This is a genomic window from Bradyrhizobium sp. CCH5-F6 (genome assembly GCF_001556045.1).
GTDB lineage: Bacteria > Pseudomonadota > Alphaproteobacteria > Rhizobiales > Xanthobacteraceae > Bradyrhizobium.
Window position 1 is genome coordinate 214,562 of the sequence record NZ_LSIC01000012.1, and the last position, 17,239, is coordinate 231,800.

Here is a 17,239-nt window from a genome sequence, read left to right on the forward strand (position 1 = left end):
CGCAACAGGCCAGCAGGGGACCAGCGCGCATGGCGCAAATCGAGCTTTCCGCAATCCGCAAATCCTTTGACGGTACTGACGTCCTGAAAGGCATCGATTTCCGCATCGAGGACGGCGAGTTCATCTCGCTGGTCGGTCCTTCCGGCTGCGGCAAGTCGACCCTGCTCCGCATCATAGCGGGGCTGGAGCCCCAGAATTCCGGCCAGGTCCACATCGACGGCCGCCCCGTGGACGCCATTCGCCCGAGCGCGCGCAACCTCGCGATGGTCTTCCAATCCTACGCGCTCTATCCGCATCTGAGTACCTTCGACAACATTGCGGTGCCATTGCGGATGCGGCGCCTCTCGGCGATCGAGCGGCTGCCGCTGCTCGGCGCACTATTGCCGGGCCGGCGCGCCAAGGAACGGCATATCCGCGCCGACGTCGAAAGGATCGCCGAGCAACTCGACATCGCTCCATTGCTGCGGCGCAAGCCCGGGCAATTGTCCGGCGGACAGCGGCAGCGCGTCGCGGTCGGGCGCGCCATGGTGCGCGAGCCGCTGGCCTTCCTGTTCGATGAACCGCTCTCCAATCTCGACGCAAAGCTGCGTGTCCACATGCGCGCAGAGCTCGCCGAGCTGCATCGCCGCCTCAAGGCCACGTTCGTCTACGTCACGCACGACCAGGCCGAGGCGATGACCATGTCGAGCCGGATCGCCGTCATGATGGGCGGTGAATTGATTCAGGCGGGGACGCCCGCAGAGATCTACAACGACCCCGGCGATATCCGCGTCGCCGAATTCATCGGCAGCCCCAAGATCAACGTCCTACCCGGCCGGATCCGGAAGGACGGCGGCGTCGATGTGTTGGGGACAGGCCTGAAGCTCTCGTCCAGTGCGGCGGCCGGCGAATGCCGCGTCGCCGTCCGCCCGGAGCGGATCGACCTCGGCACAGGGCCGTTCACCGGAACCGTCGTCCATCTGGAGAATCTCGGTGCCGAGGCATTCGTGCATCTTGCGATCGCAGGCAGCGGGCTGCGCCTGATCGCGCGGCTCGCGGACGTCAGGCATTTGCCTGCGATGGGCGGCTCCGTCACCTTTGGCTTCGCACCCGACGCGGTGCGGATCTTCGATCCGGCCGGGAAGCGGATCGAGCTCAGACTGGAGCAGGCCGAGCGCGTCCGTGAGCCCGCCCATGTCTGACGGCTCCATGACCTTTGACGCGGCCATCGCCCCCGCAGGCGTGACGCGGCGCACGGTGCCGGCCCACGGCAGCCGGCGGACATACTCCGCTTACGCCCTGGTGACGCCGGCCGCGGCGCTGATGCTGATCATGCTGCTTGGTCCGCTCGCCGGCGTGATCGCGCTCTCCTTCACCGACTATCAGCTCGGCGCGCCGCATTTCTCCTGGATCGGCCTTTCCAATTACCAGGACCTGTTCGCCGACAAGGTGTTCTGGACCGCGCTGCGCAACACGCTGGCTTACGTCGTGATCGTGGTGCCCGGCGCCGTGATCGCAGGACTTGCGATCGCGCTTCTGATCCAGAGCGGCACCAGCCTGCGCAGCCTCTACCGTACCATCTATTTCCTGCCCGTCATGGCGACCCTGATCGCGATGGCAGTCGTGTGGGAGTTCATGCTGCACCCGCAATTCGGACTGGTGAACGGGGTGTTGCGCGGCGCGGGCCTGCCGGCCTTCGCCTGGCTGCAGGACCGCAGCACCGCCCTCTATGCGCTGTGCGCGATCGGCATCTGGCAGGCGGTCGGCTTCAACATGGTGCTGTTTCTCGCCGGCCTCGTCTCCATCCCCAAGCAGCTCTACGAGGCGGCCGAGATAGACGGCGCGTCGAGCGGCTGGGCCCGCTTCCGCCTCGTGACCTGGCCGATGCTGGGGCCGGTCACGACCTTCGTCGTCGTGATCTCCGGCATCCGCTCGTTCCAGGTGTTCGACACCGTGCACGTATTGACCAAGGGCGGCCCGTCGAAATCCACCGAGGTGCTGATCCACACCATGTACACGGAAGGATTTGAGTTCTTCCGCTCGGGATACGCCGCGGCGATCACCGTCGTTTTCCTGGTCTTCGTTCTCCTGCTCACTCTGGTCAAATCGAGGCTCGCCGATCGCGGCGTGCACTACTCATGAGCTACGCGCATCCCATCCCGTTCCGGGCGATCCTCCGCCACGTGCTCCTGATCGCGGGCGCCGCGATCATGCTGGCCCCCTTCATCTGGATGATCTCGACCGCGTCCAAGCCGCAGACCGAGATCTTTTCCAGCGAGCTGCACCTGATCCCGCATCAGTTTGCTCTGATGGAGAACCTGCGCGAGGCCTTCGCCAAGGCCAATCTGCTGCGCTTCCTGCTCAACGGCGTCATCGTCACCGTCTCGATCTTCGTGCTGCAGGTCATGGTGGCGTTGCCGGCGGCCTATGCGCTCGCAAAGCTTCGCTTCCTCGGCCGCGAGACGCTGTTTGCGCTCGTGCTGTTCGGGATCCTGATCCCCCCGCAGGCAACCGCGATCCCCGTCTTCCTGATGCTGCACAAGGCCGGCCTGCTCGACAGCTATGCCGCGCTCGTCCTGCCGTTCACGATCTCGGTCTTCGGCATCTTCCTGATGCGCCAGTTCTTCAAGACCGTGCCCGACGATCTCGTCGATGCCGCGCGCATGGACGGCATCTCCGAATTCGGCATCGTCTGGCGGGTGATGCTGCCGGCCGCGATCCCGGCCGTGACCGCCTTCGGAATCTTCTCCGTGGTCGCGCATTGGAACGACTATTTTTGGCCGCTGATCGTGCTCAACAGCGAGCAATTGCGTACGCCGCCGCTTGCGGTCGCGCATTTCCGCAACAACGAGGCCGGCACCAGCTACGGCCCGCTGATGGCGGCGGCGATGGTGATCATCGCGCCGCTCGTCATCGCTTTCCTCTTTGCCCAGCGCCGTTTCATCGAGGGCATCACCCTGACCGGGATCAAGTAACTGCGCCACCCCAACCAAGGAGTCTATCCATGCTGAAGACCATCATCGCCGCGGCGGCTCTGTCGCTCGTGGCTGGATCTGCGCTCGCGCAGGCCCAGACCGAGATCGTGATGCAGTATCCCTATCCGGAGCTGTTCACCGAGACCCACAAGCGCATCGCCGAGGAGTTCGCCAAGGTGCACCCGGAGATCAAGGTCACCATGCGGGCACCCTACGAATCCTACGAGGACGGCACACAGAAGGTGCTGCGCGAAGCCGTGACCAACCAGATGCCTGATGTATCCTTCCAGGGCCTGAACCGCATCCGCGTCCTGGTCGACAAGAACATCCCGGCCCCGCTCGACGGCTACATCGCGGCCGAGAAGGATTTCGACAAGCAGGGCTTTCACCAGGCGATGTTCGACATCGGCACCGCCAGCGGCAAGGTCTACGCCCTTCCCTTCGCGATCTCCCTGCCCATCGTCTACGTCAATCTCGACCTGGTGAAGCAGGCGGGAGGCGATGTGAACAACCTGCCCAAGAGCTGGGACGAGCTGATCGCGCTCGCCAAGAAGGTCAAGGCGCTCGGCAACGACACCAACGGCGTCACCTATGCCTGGGACATCACCGGCAACTGGCTGTGGCAGGCGCCGGTCTTCGCGCGCGGCGGCACCATGCTCAACGCCGACGAGACCAAGGTCGCGTTCGACGGAGCGGAAGGCAAGTTCGCGATCAACACGATTGCGCGGCTGGTCAACGAAGGCGGCATGCCCAATCTCGACCAGCCGTCGATGCGCGCGGCGTTCGCTGCCGGCAAGACCGGCTTCCACATCACCTCGACCTCGGACCTCAACAAGGTCACGCAGATGACCGGCGGCAAGTTCGCGTTGAAGACGATTCCGTTCCCGGACGTCGTCTCTCCGAACGGCAGGCTGCCGGCCGGCGGCAATGTCGTGCTGATCCTCGCCAAGGACAAGGCCAAGCGCGACGCCGCCTGGGAAGCGGTGAAGTTCTGGACCGGCCCCAAGGGCGCGGCGATCATGGCGGAGACCACCGGTTACATGCCGCCGAACAAGGTCGCCAACGACGTCTATCTGAAGGACTTCTACGTCAAGAACCCCAACAACTACACCGCGGTCAGCCAGCTCGCGCTGCTCACCAAATGGTACGCCTTCCCCGGCGACAACGGCCTGAAGATCACCGACGTGATCAAGGATCATCTCAACTCGATCATCTCGGGCGCCCGCGCGAAGGAGCCCGAGGCCGTCCTCGCCGACATGACCGCGGACGTGCAGAAGCTGCTGCCGAAGACCACCGGCGCGGCACGCTGAGCTCTCTCGGATGCACTGGCACGGGGCGCTCCGGCGCCCCGCGCCGCAATGATTGGAGATGGCGGTGAAACTGCTTCATCTGAGCGACATTCACCTCACGACGCCCGGCTCGACCATCGGCGGCCGCGATCCGCGGGCCAATTTCGAGCGGGCGCTGGCGCATGCCCTGAAGGATCATCACGACGCTGAACTGATGGTGATCACCGGCGATCTCTCGGATTGGGGCGATCTCGCCGACTATCAATGGCTCAAGCAGCGCCTCGACGAATATCCGCTGCCGGTCCGGCTGTGCATCGGCAACCACGACCGGCGCGCCGCCTTCCTGAGCGTGTTCCCCGACCTCGCCGACGAGAACGGCTTCGTCCAGGGTATGCACGATACGGCAGCCGGCCGCTGCCTGTTCCTCGACACCGCCCATCCGGACACGCATGCCGGCCGCTATTGCGAAGATCGTCTCGGCTGGCTCGAGGCACGGCTTGCCGAGCATGACGGGCCGTTCCTGCTCTTCATGCACCATAATCCCATGCCGGTGCATCTCGGTCCTCTCGACCAGATCCGCCTGCTCGACGAAGCGCCGTTCCGGCGTCTCGTTGGCCGCAACCGGTCAAAGATCCGTCACGTCTTCTTCGGGCATTGTCACTTGCCTCTTGCCGGTTCTGTCGCAGGCGTTCCAGTCTCGTCGCTGCGCGGCACCAACCATGCGAGCTATCCTTTGTTCTCCGAGACCAGGCTTCTGAGTGCGTCCGACCTGCCGCAATCGTACGGCGTGGTGTTTTTCGGAGAAGACTATGTAACCGTGCACATGGTGGAATACGGCTACGAGGGTCCCATCCGCATCGAAGGCTCGCCCGACTATCAGGCCTGGGATCGCGAGACCATGGTGCGGTGACCGGCGAGCGCCGACCGTTTGCAGGGCGGGTACCGATAAACCCGCGCTGCTGTTCTTGTAGGTTCCGTTCCACCTCCATAGCGGCGCGTTGGCGTCCCTCACCTGAGTTCGGAGATAGGCCCATTAGGCGACGTCGGCGCAGTTCGATCATTTGCGTACTTCGGTTGGTTGATCGGCTTCCGTGAAGTTGTCGAGTGCACTTCAAGCGATCATTATCGAACGCCGTTGACATTCTGTACCGAACGGTATACGTTGTACCCATCAGTACAACGGAGATGTAGACATGACAAAGATTGCGCCGCCCTTCACACTAGAAAGCGCCAAGGAAAAGGTCCGCCTCGCGGAAGATGGATGGAATAGCCGAGACCCAGAAAAGGTGTCCCTCGCATACACGCCGGACAGCCGCTGGCGGAATCGCGCCGAATTCGTCAATGGACGAGGCCCAATTGTCGCGTTCCTTTCCCGGAAGTGGGCGAAGGAACTAGACTACCGCTTGGTGAAGGAACTATTTGCCTTCACCGACAACCGAATTTCTGTCCGCTATGCCTATGAGTGGCATGACGACAGCGGCAACTGGTTTCGGTCATACGGCAACGAGAACTGGGAATACGATAGCGAGGGACTGATGCAACGGCGCTTCTCCTGCATCAATGACGTCCCTATCAAAGAAGCAGATCGCAAGTTCCACTGGCCTCTTGGCCGCCGTCCGGATGACCATCCGGGACTGTCGGACTTAGGCCTCTAAACTAGAAAGGCATCGCATGCGGACGCTCAATGAGCGCCGTGACGTAATCCCCCTCATAGCCGAAGTCTTCCGGGAATTCGGCTACGAGGGCTCGTCATTGAGCCGGATTACTGAAAAAACCGGCCTAGGAAAGGGCAGCCTCTATCACTTCTTTCCTGGCGGGAAAGAAGACATGGCCAAAGCCGTACTGGACGAAGTTGATGCTTGGTTCGAGCGCGAAGTCTTCGCGCCCTTGCGCAACGACGCACCTGAAGCAGCCATCACTCGCATGTGGGATTCCGTCATTTCATATTTCCGCTCAGGTAGACGCATTTGTCTCGTCGGAGCATTTGCCCTCGACGGCACGCGCGATCGTTTTTCCGATGCAATTTCAAGGTATTTTGTCCGGTGGATCGCATCATTGAGTGATGCGCTCGTCCGACTAGGATGGAACCCTGCAGACGCCAACCTGTCCGCCGAAGAAATAGTACTTGGAATTCAGGGCGCCTTAGTGTTGGCACGCGCAACCGATGACGAGAGCCTTTTCGTGCGAACCATAGACCGGCTGAGGTTGCGTCTGGAGCCTCGCAAAGGATCTCAACGGTCTCGAGCGCGCCGCGGTGCTTAGGTATCGCCTCACGCTTTGCCAGCGCCGTCAGGCGTCCGAGGGCTCTATAGACACGCAGATGCGATGCGAAATTGGCTCATATGACTTCCGAGGATTCAGCAAACCTTCGACGCCACGACGAAGGTCCGCAACGGGTCACAACCTGCCGATCATTTCCAAGATGTCAGAGTTTCGCTGTGCGTTGATAAGCCGACGCTTATGAGCACACGCCCTACTCCACCTGCAGCACGTCGACGGCGACGCCGAGCTTCTGCTTCTGCGAGCCGACGATGATGCCGTCGACCGGCGAGACGTCGGAAAAATCGCGCCCCATTGCAAGCACGATGTGATCGTTGCCGATGAGGACATCGTTGGTCGGGTCGAGATCGACCCAGCCGAGCTCGGCCCCGCACCACAGCGAGACCCAGGCATGGGTGGCGTCGGCGCCCTGCAAACGCGGCCGGCCCGGCGGCGGAATGGTACGCAGATATCCGCTGACATAGGCCGCAGGCAGGCCGAGGCCGCGCAGCCCTGCAATCATCACATGGGCGAAGTCCTGGCAGACGCCGTGACGCTTGTCGAAGACCTCGTCGAGCGGTGTCGAGATCACCGTCGCCTTGGGATCGTAGCGAAACTGGTTGCGGATGCGGTGCATCAGATCGACCGCGCCTTCGAGGATGCCCACGTCCGGCGCAAAGCTCTCCGCCGCGTAAGCGCTGACCGGGCGGAGCACCGGCACCAGAGGACTTGCGAAGACGTAACCGACGGGCGAGGCCGGTCCGAGGCTCGTCGCCTCGAAGGCCAGGTCGCGAATTCTCTCCCAGGGCGGGCTGAGCGCATCACGCGCCGGCGGCGCGCGTGACACCGATACACGTGAACGCGAGTCGATGCGCAGATTGCGATGCGCGGCTTCGATCACGACGCTCTCGGTCAGCGTGCCGAAGAAATCGCGCCGCACGGTACGTTCGGCCGGGCGTGGATGGATCTCGACATCGTGCGAGATCAGCTCCTGGCCATCGCCGCTCCGGGGCTCCAGCCGCAGCGTGCAGCGGGCGAAGCTGACGGGATTCTCGTACTCGTAGGTGGTGACGTGACGGATGTCGTAGATCACGCCAGCCCCGTCAGCTTTTCCGGCCGGCTGGCATTGGGACCGTGCGGGAAATAGTGCTGCCCGATCGCGTCGGCCAAGCTGAGCAGATCCTGCTCCAGTGCGAACAGGGTCTTGACCTCGAGCTTCTCGGCCTCCGCGGTCGCGAGCATCGCCTGCATCGCCACCGCGAGCCGCTGCGGCTTCTCGATCAGGCCGTGCTCCTTCAGGCTCGGCAGCGCGGCAATGTGCTCGTTCAGCGTCGTCACCTGGAACGCCACCGACCGCGGATTGTAGCCGTCGAGCACGGCGAGGTCGCGCACCGGCGCCAGGATCGGCGCCAGCAGATAACGCGAGCGGTAGGTGATCTGGCAATCCACCAGCGTCAGCAGGATGTCGAGATCCTCGTCGCCGGCTTCGTCATAGGCGAATTGGCGCGCGAAGCGCGTGGTGTTGATGGCACGTTCAGTGCGGCGTCCGATGTCGAGGAAACGCCAGCCGGCGGCGCGGTTCATGTTCTCCTGCGCGAGGCCTGCGAAGCTTGCAAGTTCCTGCAAGGTCAACTCGGCTGCGCTCAGCACGCCGTCGTCGTCCTCCACTTCGTTGGCGAGCCGCTCCGCCATCTCGGTGATGACCTGCCAGGCATCGGGCGACAGCCGCTCGCGCAAGGAGGTGGCGGTGCGCTGGGCCGCGCGCACCAGCGACAATGCCGAGCCGAAGCGCTCCGCGCTCTGCAACGCTTCGGCCGCGATGCGACCGGGAGCCGCGCGCGAGCTCTGCGAGATCGCGCCCCAGGCCACCAGCAGCCGCTGGATGCGTTCGGCCGATTGCACCGAGGCCGCGGTGCCCTTGTTGGGCCCGCTCGGCGAGCCCAGCGCGCGCACCAGCCGCAGCGTCGCCTCGGCGCGTTCGAGGTAGCGGCCGAGCCAGAACAGATTGTCGGCGGCACGGCTCGGCAGCACGCCGGCGATGCGGCGGATGCGCACCTTGTCGGTCGCCGGCAGCAGCGTCGCGGTCGAGACCTGCTTGTCCGAGACCACCCAGACGTCGGCGGCGCGGGCACCGTCGCCCATCGACACCGCGCGGGCGTCCGGCTGCTCGGCGATCCGGCAGAAGCCGCCGGGCATGATGGCCCAGCCGTCGGGCGTGGCGGCCGCGAACACGCGCAGCACGAAGGGGCGCGGCGTGAGCTGTCCCTTCTCCCACACCGGCATGGTGGAGAGCCGCACCACTTCCTGGCCGACATAGTCCATGCCGCGCGCGGTCATGGCGTCGATCAGGCGCTGGCGGTCGGCGGCATCGAGTTCGCTCGCGAGCACGGGACCATTGCTGTCGAAACCGGGAACGTCACGCCGGTAGGCACCTTCGATCGCGACGTCGTCGAGCCGCGCCAGCACCTCGTCGCGCGCCGCGCGCTGGCCGCACCACCAGGTCGCGATGTGCGGCATCTTCAAATCTTCGCCGAGCAGGCGGCGGCTGAGCGCCGGCAGGAAGCCGAGCAGCGCCCGCGCCTCCAGGACGCCCGAGCCAGGCATGTTGGCGACGACGACGCCGTCCTTGCGCAACACGTCGATCAGACCGGGGACCCCGAGCCGCGAGGAGGCATCGAGTTCGAGCGGATCGAGCGAGTTGGAATCGACCCGGCGCAGGAGCACGTCGAGCCGCTTGAGCCCGGCGACGGTGCGGATGTGGACGCGGTTGTCGCTGACGGCGAGATCGTCGCCCTCGACCAGCAGGAAGCCGAGATAGCGCGCCAGCGTGGCATGCTCGAAATAGGTCTCGCTGAAGCTGCCGGGGGTGAGAACGCCGATCCGCGGCTCGTCGCGGTCGGCGCGCGCGCGAAGGCTGTCGCGGAACGCCTCGAAGAACGGCGCGACGCGCGGCACGTTCATCGACTTGTAGAGATCGGAGAAGGCGCGCGACAGCACAAGGCGGTTCTCCAGCGCGTAGCCCGCGCCCGATGGCGCCTGGGTGCGATCGCCGAGCACCCACCAGCGTCCGTCCGGCCCGCGGCCGACATCGGCGGCATAGATGGAGAGATAGCGCCCGCCCGGCGGCGGCACGCCGCAGACGGGACGGAGATATTCGGGGCTGCCGGCGATCGCGGCCGCCGGCAGCGCGCCTTCGGCAACGAGCCGGCCCTCGCCATAGATGTCGCGCAGCACGCGCTCGAGCAGCTCGGCGCGCTGGGTGATGCCGGCGCAAAGCTGCTTCCAGTCGGCCTCGTCGATCAAAAGCGGCAGATGGCTGATCGACCAGGGCCGGTCGGCGCTGTCGCCGGGCGCGCGGTAGGTGACGCCGGCCTCGCGGAGGTGGCGGTCGGCCATGCCGAAGCGCCGCTCGATCTCGTCGGGCGCGAGCGCGCCGAATGCGTCGAAGAAGCGGCTCCAGACCGCGCGAGGGGTGCCGTCCTGGCCGAGGAACTCGTCGGGGATGCCGGGCAGCCGGCTATAGTCGCGGACCCATTGCGTGAGCCGGCGCTGGGCTTCACGCCGATCCTGCGCCTTCCCCGCCTTGTCGTCCTGTTCGGCTGCGCCCTCGCCCATGCGCGTCTCCCTGCCCCGGCACCATACTCATTGCAGGAGCGGTGTCCGCAAGTCGAGGGTCAGCGGAAACTCATTTGTGCGTTCCTCGGGCGGCGGCTGCATCGGACCAGGGGTGTGGCCGTGGTCCTGGAAGCGCGCCAGCCGTCGCGCCTCGGCCTCATAGGTGTTGACCGGCTTGGTGTCGTAGCTGCGCCCACCGGGATGAGCGACGTGGTAGACGCAGCCGCCGAGCGAGCGGCCGTTCCAGGTGTCGATCAGATCAAAGGTCAGGGGCGCGTGAACGGGGATGGTCGGGTGCAGGCCGGACGCCGGCTGCCAGGCCTTGAAACGGACGCCAGCCACGGCCTCTGCCGAGCGTCCGGTGGCGGTCATCGGCAGGCGGCGGCCGTTGCAGGTGACGATGTGACGGCCTTCGACGAAGCCCTCCGCCTTGACCTGGAGCCGCTCGACCGACGAATCGACGTAGCGCACAGTGCCCCCGGCCGAGCCCTCCTCGCCGAGCACGTGCCAGGGCTCCAGCGCCTGGCGCAGCTCCAGCGTCACGCCGCCATGATGAATGCGGCCGAAGGCGGGGAAGCGGAATTCGAGCTGGGCCAGATACCATTCCGGCTCGAACGGGTAGCCGAACTGCTTCAGCTCCGTGAGCACGTCCTGAAAATCTTCCCAGATGAAATGCGGCAGCATGAAGCGGTCGTGCAGCGCGGTGCCCCAGCGCACGAATTTGCCGGCCAGCGGCTCGCGCCAGAACTTTGCGATCAGTGCGCGGATCAGGAGCTGCTGCGCCAGCGACATGCGCGGATCCGGCGGCATCTCGAGTGCGCGGAATTCGACGAGTCCGAGCCGGCCGGTCGGTCCCTCCGGCGAATAGAGCTTGTCGATGCAGATCTCGGCGCGGTGGGTGTTGCCGGTGATGTCGACCAGCAGATGCCGGAACAGCCTGTCCACCAGCCACAGCGGGGTCTGGGTGCCCGGCGGCGGTACGTGCGAGAGCGCGATCTCGAGCTCGTAGATGCTGTCGTGCCGCGCTTCGTCGATGCGCGGCGCCTGGCTGGTCGGGCCGATGAACAGACCGGAGAAGAAATAGGACAGCGACGGATGCCGCTGCCAGTACAGCACGAGGCTCTTCAAGAGATCGGGACGGCGCAGGAAGGGCGAGTCCTGCGGGCTCGAGCCGCCGACCACCACGTGATTGCCGCCGCCGGTGCCGGTGTGACGGCCGTCGACCAGGAAGCGGTTCGCGCCGAGCCGCACCTTCGCCGCGTCCTCGTAGAGGCCGGAGGTGATCTCGACCGCGTCGCGCCAGCTCTTCGCCGGCTGGATGTTGATCTCGATGACGCCAGGGTCGGGGGTCACCTTGATGACCTCGATGCGCGGATCGAACGGCGGTGGATAGCCCTCGACATGGACCTGTAGCTGCATCTCCTCCGCGGTGGCTTCGAGCGCGGCGACCAGTTCGAGATAGTCCTCGATGCGCTCGACCGGCGGCATGAAGGCGCAGAGCACGCCGTCGCGGACTTCGACCGACATCGCAGTGCGCACCGGGACGGAGGTGTTGAGATGCTCGGGCGCGGCCCGCGGCGGAGGCTCCGGACGCGCGGCGAGCGTGAACACCGGCAGCTTGTCCCGAGCCTCCATCGGGTCCTGCTCGACGATGTAGGGATATTGGTTGGGCGGGACGTAACCGAGCGACCCGATCGGCAGGCGCAGGCCGAGCGGAGAATCGCCCGGCATCAGGAACAGATGATTGCGCCGGAGTTGCCATCGCTCGCTGCGCCAGCGCGGCGGCGCATTCCAGCGCTGCACCGGCAACACGAAGCCGCGCGGCGTGTTGAGTCCCTCGTTGAACACGCGCGCCATCCGCGCGCGGGCTTCCGGATCCGATAGTTTGGAATCGGTGGGATCGACATTGACCGGAAGCTCGGCCTCCTTCTGGAGCCAGTACGCGGTGTCCTCGTAAGCCGGGATGATGTAACCGACATCGAGGCCGAGCCGGGCCGCCGTGCCTTCCATGAAGGCCTCGGCGTCCTTCACCTCGGCCCGGCGCGGATTCTCGATCCTGGCAATGAGATCGGCGTTCTTCCAGATCGGTATGCCGTCCTTGCGCCAGTACAGGCCAAAGGCCCAGCGCGGCAGGCTCTCGCCCGGATACCATTTGCCCTGGCCGTAATGCAAAAGGCCGCCCGGCGCGAAGCGCGTGCGCAAGCGGCGGATCAGATCGTCGCCGAGCGCGCGTTTGGTCGGGCCGACGGCTTCGGTATTCCACTCGGCCGCCTCGAGATCATCGACCGAGACGAAAGTCGGCTCGCCGCCCATGGTGAGGCGCACGTCCTGGCTCGCGAGATCGCCGTCGACCTGCTCGCCGAGATCGTTGAGCCGTGCCCAGGATTCGTCGGAGAACGGTTTCGTGATGCGCGGCGCCTCGCGAATGCGCTTCACGCTCATGTCGAATGCAAACTCGACCTCGGCAAAGCCCGCGCCACCGGAGATCGGAGCGGCCGAGCTATAGTGCGGCGTCGCGGCAACCGGGATGTGTCCCTCGCCCGCGAGCATGCCGGAGGTCGCGTCGAAACCGATCCAGCCCGCGCCAGGCAGATAGACCTCGGCCCAGGCGTGCAGATCGGTGAAATCGTTCTCGACTTCCGGCGGTCCCTCGATCGGGTCGATGTCGGGCCGGATCTGGATCAGATAGCCGGAGACGAAGCGGGCGGCGAGACCGAGATGGCGCATGGTCTGGATCAGGAGCCAGGCAGAGTCGCGGCACGAGCCTGCGCAGGAAGCAAGCGTCTCCTCCGGCGTCTGCACGCCCGGCTCCATGCGGATGATGTAGCGGATCTTCTTCTGGAGCTCGCGGTTGAGATCGACCAGGAAATTGACGGTGTTCGGGGCCTCGTGCGGAATCGTGTCCAGAAACTTGGCGAACAGGCGATCGGGCTTGACGGTCTCGAGATAGGGCGCGAGCTCCGTCTTCAGGTCCTTCGGATATTCGAACGGAAAGCTGTCGGCATATGGCTCGACGAAGAAGTCGAACGGGTTGACCACGGTCATCTGCGCCGTGAAGTCGACCTCGAATTTCAGCTCGGTGGTCTTCTCCGGAAAGACGTAGCGGGCGAGCCAGTTGCCTTGCGGGTCCTGCTGCCAGTTCACGAAATGATTGGATGGCGTGACCTTGAGCGAATAGCTCAGGATCGGCGTGCGGGTATGCGGCGCCGGCCGCAGGCGGATGGTCTGCGGGCCAAGGTCGATCGGACGGTCGTATTTGTAGTGCGTGACGTGATGTAGCGCGACGTAGATCGACACGGGGTGCGGTGCTCCAGCAGCTTTTTTGAGCAGAACACCTGATGTCGGTGCGATCAAGCACTAACAACGGGCAGGCCGTGCCTACGACAGGGGCGAATGGTGATCGGCGAATGGCGAGCAGCCAAAGATTTACCCTATTCGCCACTCCCTATTCGCTGTTCGCCCCTTAAATCGTCGTCCCCATACTGGAACGCCCGGCAGCCTTACGCCGCCGAGGTCAGCCGCTGCAGGAACTGCGTCACCTCGCGCCGGAGCGTCTCGACCTCGCCATGGACGCGCTCGGAGGCGCTGTTGACGCGGCTTGCCACACGGCCGGTGTCGGCGGCGGCTTCGCTGATGCCGGTAACGTTGGAGGACACCTGCGTGGTGCTTGCCGAGGCCTCCTGGACATTGCGGGCGATCTCGCGGGTGGCGAGACCCTGCTGCTCGATGGAGGTTGCGATCGCGGCCGTGATCTCGTCGATCTCGGCGATGGTCTGCGCGATCGCCTCGACCGCCGCGACCGAATTGGTGGTCGACTGCTGCATCTCGCCGACCTTGGCGCTGATCTCCTCGGTCGCCTTTGCGGTCTGGTTGGCGAGGCTCTTGACCTCGGAGGCCACCACCGCGAAGCCGCGGCCGGCTTCCCCTGCCCGCGCCGCCTCGATGGTGGCGTTGAGCGCCAGGAGATTGGTCTGCTCGGCGATCTCGCTGATCAGCCTGACGACGTCGCCGATCCGCAGCGCCGCGTCGGCGAGCGAGCGGATCTCGCTGCCGGCGCGATTGGCCTCGTTCACCGCCCGCCCCGTGCTCGCGGTCGAACCGGCCACCTGGCGGCCGATCTCGGCGATCGATGACGCCAGCTCTTCCGCCGCGCTCGCCACCGTAGCGACGTTGCTGGAGGCTTGATCGGACGCATTGCGCACGCCGGAGGTCTGACGGCTCGTCGTCTCGGCCGCCGCGGCCATCTGGCCGGCGTCGGATTCGAGATCGGTCGCCGCGCTCATGAGGCCGCCGGCGACCTCATCGAGGTGTGTGCCGAACTGCTTTGCGAGCTCCGCGATCTCGACGACGCGCCGGCCGAGGCTGTCGGTGCCCGAATTGATCACGGTGGCGGAACGGCGGAACGAGCCCGGCAACCCGCGCGCCAGGATCTTGCGAAAGTGCTTGCCGCGGCTGGCATAGTCCATCGACGCCGAGGCTTCGCGGACGAAGGCGTCGGTGATGTCGAGCATGTCGTTGACCGATTTCTGGATCATTCCGATGCGGCCGGGCTGCCGATCGCTGAACACGCGCGCTTCCAGATCGCCATGGGCGGCCTTGCGGCATACCTCCGCGGCCTCATCGATGGCAGCCAGCGAACGGCGCTGATTCCAGAGCGTGTAGCCGAGCAGCGCCACGATGAAGCCGAGCAGGACGGCGGCAGGGACCGTGGTCAAGGCGCCGGCCACCGACAATGCGAGGGCCGCGGCGGCGAGCAGGCAGGCCAGGCCCGCAGCGGCTTGCGCCTTAGAGAGAGAGCACAAATTCATCGTAGGCGACACCGTTTTGCTTGAGCAGGCCGACCATCATCTCGAAGCTCGCGCGCATGCCGTCCTTGGCGTTGGCATGGCGCGCCTCTTCGGCGCACAGCGCCTTGTAGATCGGCTTGATGCGCTCGATCTGCGCCGGATCGGGTTTGCGGCGGTTGGAGTGATAGCCGACGATGTCGCCGCGATCGTCGAGCGTCGGGGTGACGTGAGCGAGCACCCAATAATGGCTGCCGTCCTTGGCGAGGTTGACGACGTAGGCGAAGATTTCCTGCTTGGCCGCGAGCGTGTCCCACAACAGCTTGAAGACGCAGCGCGGCATGTCAGGATGGCGGATCACGCTGTGGGGCGCGCCCATCAGCTCCGTCCAGGAGAATTTCGCCATGCGGATGAAGACGTCGTTGGCGTAGGTGATGCGGCCTTTGAGATCCGTCTTCGATACGATCAGTTCCTCCTCACCGAGGAGATTTTCCACCCCAGTGGGACGTATCGCTTGCATCTGTTCGATCCTTGGACGAAGGCCGGCCCGCAACGTTGCGGAGCCGCATCACTTCCTGTCTACGACAACAGTGTTAACCAGATGTAATCCCGGGAACTTGGGCGCGAGATCCTTGCTTCCGTATCACTACTGGAGCGAACGACCGTTGCACTTGCACATCACTCGCGTCGCGGACGTGATCGCCGGCCTGGCTCGATCGGCCGTCGATTGTGCTCGTGCTACGTCGCACGCGGGATGCGACTACATCGTCGCGCCGAGCACCCAGGGCGCGAACTCGGCGCCGCCGAAGTCGAAGCTCTCGCTCTTGGTCGGCTGTCCCGAGGCGGTCTTGAGGATGAGATCGAAGATGCGCTGGCCGCATTGCTCGACTGTCTCCTCGCCTTCGAGGATGATGCCGCAATTGACGTCCATGTCCTCTTCCATGCGCTTGTACATGGGCGTGTTGGTGGCAAGCTTGATCGAGGGCGCCGGCTTGCAGCCGAACACGCTGCCACGACCCGTGGTGAAGCAGACCAGATTGGCGCCGCCGGCGACCTGCCCGGTCGCAGCCACCGGATCGTAGCCGGGCGTGTCCATGAAGACGAAGCCCTTCTTGGTGACGGGCTCGGCGTAGCGCAATACCTCCACAAGGTTGGTGGTGCCGGCCTTCGCCATCGCGCCGAGCGATTTCTCCAGAATCGTGGTGAGGCCGCCGGCCTTGTTGCCGGGGCTGGGATTGGCGTTCATCTCGGCGCCTTCGCGCGTCGTGTATTCGTCCCACCAGCGCATGAGATCCACCAGCTTCTCGCCGACCTCGCGGCTGACGGCGCGGCGCGTGAGCAGGTGCTCGGCGCCGTAGGTTTCCGGGGTCTCCGACAGGATCACGGTGCCGCCGTGGCGCACGATGAGATCGCTGGCCGCACCCAGCGCCGGATTGGCGGATACGCCGGAATAGCCGTCCGAGCCGCCGCATTGCAGGGCCACGGTCAATTCGCTTGCCGGCACGGTTTCGCGCCTGACCTTGTTGGCGTCAGCCAGCGCCTCGCGCACGAAGGCAATGCCTGCCTCCACGGTCTTGCGGGTGCCGCCGACCTCCTGGATGTCCATCGCGCGGAGGCGGCCGGCGAGCTTCTGCTCTTCCATCAGGCCGCCGATCTGGTTCACCTCGCAGCCGAGGCCGAGCACGATGACGTGGGAGAAATTGACGTGCCGCGCATAGCCGCCGAGCGTGCGGCGGAGCAGCGCCAGGGGCTCGTTCTGCGTCATGCCGCAGCCGGTCTTGTGGGTCAGCGCGACCGCGCCGTCGACATTGGGGAAATCGGCCAGCGGGTTGTCGCCGGTGAAGGGATTCTTCTTGAAGACATCGGCGACGAGGCTGGCGACATGCGCGCTGCAATTCACCGAGGTGAGGATGCCGATATAGTTGCGCGTGGCCACGCGGCCGTCCGGACGGCGGATGCCCTCGAAGGTCGCCGGCAGGTCGAAGTTCGGCGTCGGCTTCACGTCGGCGCAATAGGCATAGTCCTTGGCGAAATCGCCCATGCCGCAGTTCTGCACGTGCACGTGCTGGCCCGGCGCGATCGGCGCCGTGGCAAAGCCGATGATCTGACCGTAGCGCTTGATCGGCTCGCCCACCGCGATCGGCTTGATCGCGACCTTGTGGCCGGAGGGGATGCGATCGACCGTGGTCACGCCGTCAGCCACGCTTGTTCCAGGCGGCAGGCTCGCGCGCGCGATCACCACGCCATCATCGGGATGCAGGCGGATGACGGGGCTGATGGTCATGGGAGTCTCCTTCGGAGGCGAATAGCGAATGGTGAGTAGCGAATGGAAAAGGGA

13 protein-coding genes are annotated in these 17,239 nt (G+C 65.3%); 7 read left to right on the forward strand and 6 right to left on the reverse strand.

Features of this window, described 5'->3' with window-relative positions; all coding sequences use genetic code 11:
• Window positions 1–29: 29 nt before the first annotated feature.
• The 7 genes from AX729_RS01830 (at window position 30) to AX729_RS01860 (ending at window position 6,505) form a co-directional block, all read left to right on the forward strand.
• Window positions 30–1,181 carry an ABC transporter ATP-binding protein gene (locus AX729_RS01830; protein ID WP_061020186.1) on the forward strand — a complete coding sequence of 384 codons (1,152 nt, stop codon included), beginning with the start codon at window positions 30–32 and terminating at the stop codon, window positions 1,179–1,181.
• A complete protein-coding gene (locus tag AX729_RS01835; RefSeq protein WP_061020294.1) occupies window positions 1,174–2,121 on the forward strand; it encodes a carbohydrate ABC transporter permease in 948 nt (315 codons plus the stop codon). Before AX729_RS01830 ends, AX729_RS01835 begins: the two co-directional genes overlap by 8 nt.
• Window positions 2,118–2,954 (forward strand): carbohydrate ABC transporter permease, encoded by an 837-nt coding sequence (locus tag AX729_RS01840; RefSeq protein WP_061020187.1) that lies wholly within the window; start codon window positions 2,118–2,120, stop codon window positions 2,952–2,954. The genes AX729_RS01835 and AX729_RS01840 overlap by 4 nt, the downstream gene beginning before the upstream one ends.
• 29 nt (window positions 2,955–2,983) lie before the next feature.
• Entirely contained in the window at window positions 2,984–4,264 is a 1,281-nt protein-coding gene (locus tag AX729_RS01845) for an ABC transporter substrate-binding protein (protein WP_061020188.1), read from the forward strand.
• Between the two features lie 58 nt (window positions 4,265–4,322).
• Entirely contained in the window at window positions 4,323–5,153 is an 831-nt protein-coding gene (locus AX729_RS01850) for a phosphodiesterase (protein WP_245325011.1), read from the forward strand.
• 283 nt (window positions 5,154–5,436) lie between these two features.
• Window positions 5,437–5,898: a nuclear transport factor 2 family protein gene (locus AX729_RS01855; protein WP_061020189.1), complete on the forward strand. Its 462-nt coding sequence runs from the start codon at window positions 5,437–5,439 to the stop codon at window positions 5,896–5,898.
• Window positions 5,899–5,914: 16 nt separating this feature from the next.
• Entirely contained in the window at window positions 5,915–6,505 is a 591-nt protein-coding gene (locus tag AX729_RS01860) for a TetR/AcrR family transcriptional regulator (protein ID WP_061020190.1), read from the forward strand.
• 211 nt (window positions 6,506–6,716) lie between these two features.
• On the opposite strand, the gene AX729_RS01865 is transcribed toward AX729_RS01860, so the two are convergent.
• The 6 genes from AX729_RS01865 to AX729_RS01890 all read right to left on the reverse strand — a co-directional run bounded on the left by AX729_RS01865 (window position 6,717) and on the right by AX729_RS01890 (window position 17,185).
• The gene (locus tag AX729_RS01865) at window positions 6,717–7,595 is read right to left on the reverse strand and encodes a transglutaminase family protein (RefSeq protein WP_061020191.1); all 879 of its coding nucleotides are present in this window, start codon (window positions 7,593–7,595) and stop codon (window positions 6,717–6,719) included.
• Window positions 7,592–10,117: a circularly permuted type 2 ATP-grasp protein gene (locus AX729_RS01870; protein WP_061020192.1), complete on the reverse strand. Its 2,526-nt coding sequence runs from the start codon at window positions 10,115–10,117 to the stop codon at window positions 7,592–7,594. The genes AX729_RS01865 and AX729_RS01870 overlap by 4 nt, the downstream gene beginning before the upstream one ends.
• Before the next feature lie 27 nt (window positions 10,118–10,144).
• Window positions 10,145–13,414 (reverse strand): transglutaminase family protein, encoded by a 3,270-nt coding sequence (locus AX729_RS01875; protein ID WP_061020193.1) that lies wholly within the window; start codon window positions 13,412–13,414, stop codon window positions 10,145–10,147.
• Window positions 13,415–13,617: 203 nt separating this feature from the next.
• Window positions 13,618–14,925, reverse strand: a complete 1,308-nt coding sequence (locus AX729_RS01880) for a methyl-accepting chemotaxis protein (protein ID WP_061020194.1) — start codon at window positions 14,923–14,925, stop codon at window positions 13,618–13,620.
• Window positions 14,903–15,421: a PAS domain-containing protein gene (locus tag AX729_RS01885; RefSeq protein WP_061020195.1), complete on the reverse strand. Its 519-nt coding sequence runs from the start codon at window positions 15,419–15,421 to the stop codon at window positions 14,903–14,905. The genes AX729_RS01880 and AX729_RS01885 overlap by 23 nt, the downstream gene beginning before the upstream one ends.
• A gap of 240 nt (window positions 15,422–15,661) precedes the next feature.
• Window positions 15,662–17,185 (reverse strand): UxaA family hydrolase, encoded by a 1,524-nt coding sequence (locus AX729_RS01890; protein WP_061020196.1) that lies wholly within the window; start codon window positions 17,183–17,185, stop codon window positions 15,662–15,664.
• Between the last annotated feature and the right edge of the window lie 54 nt (window positions 17,186–17,239).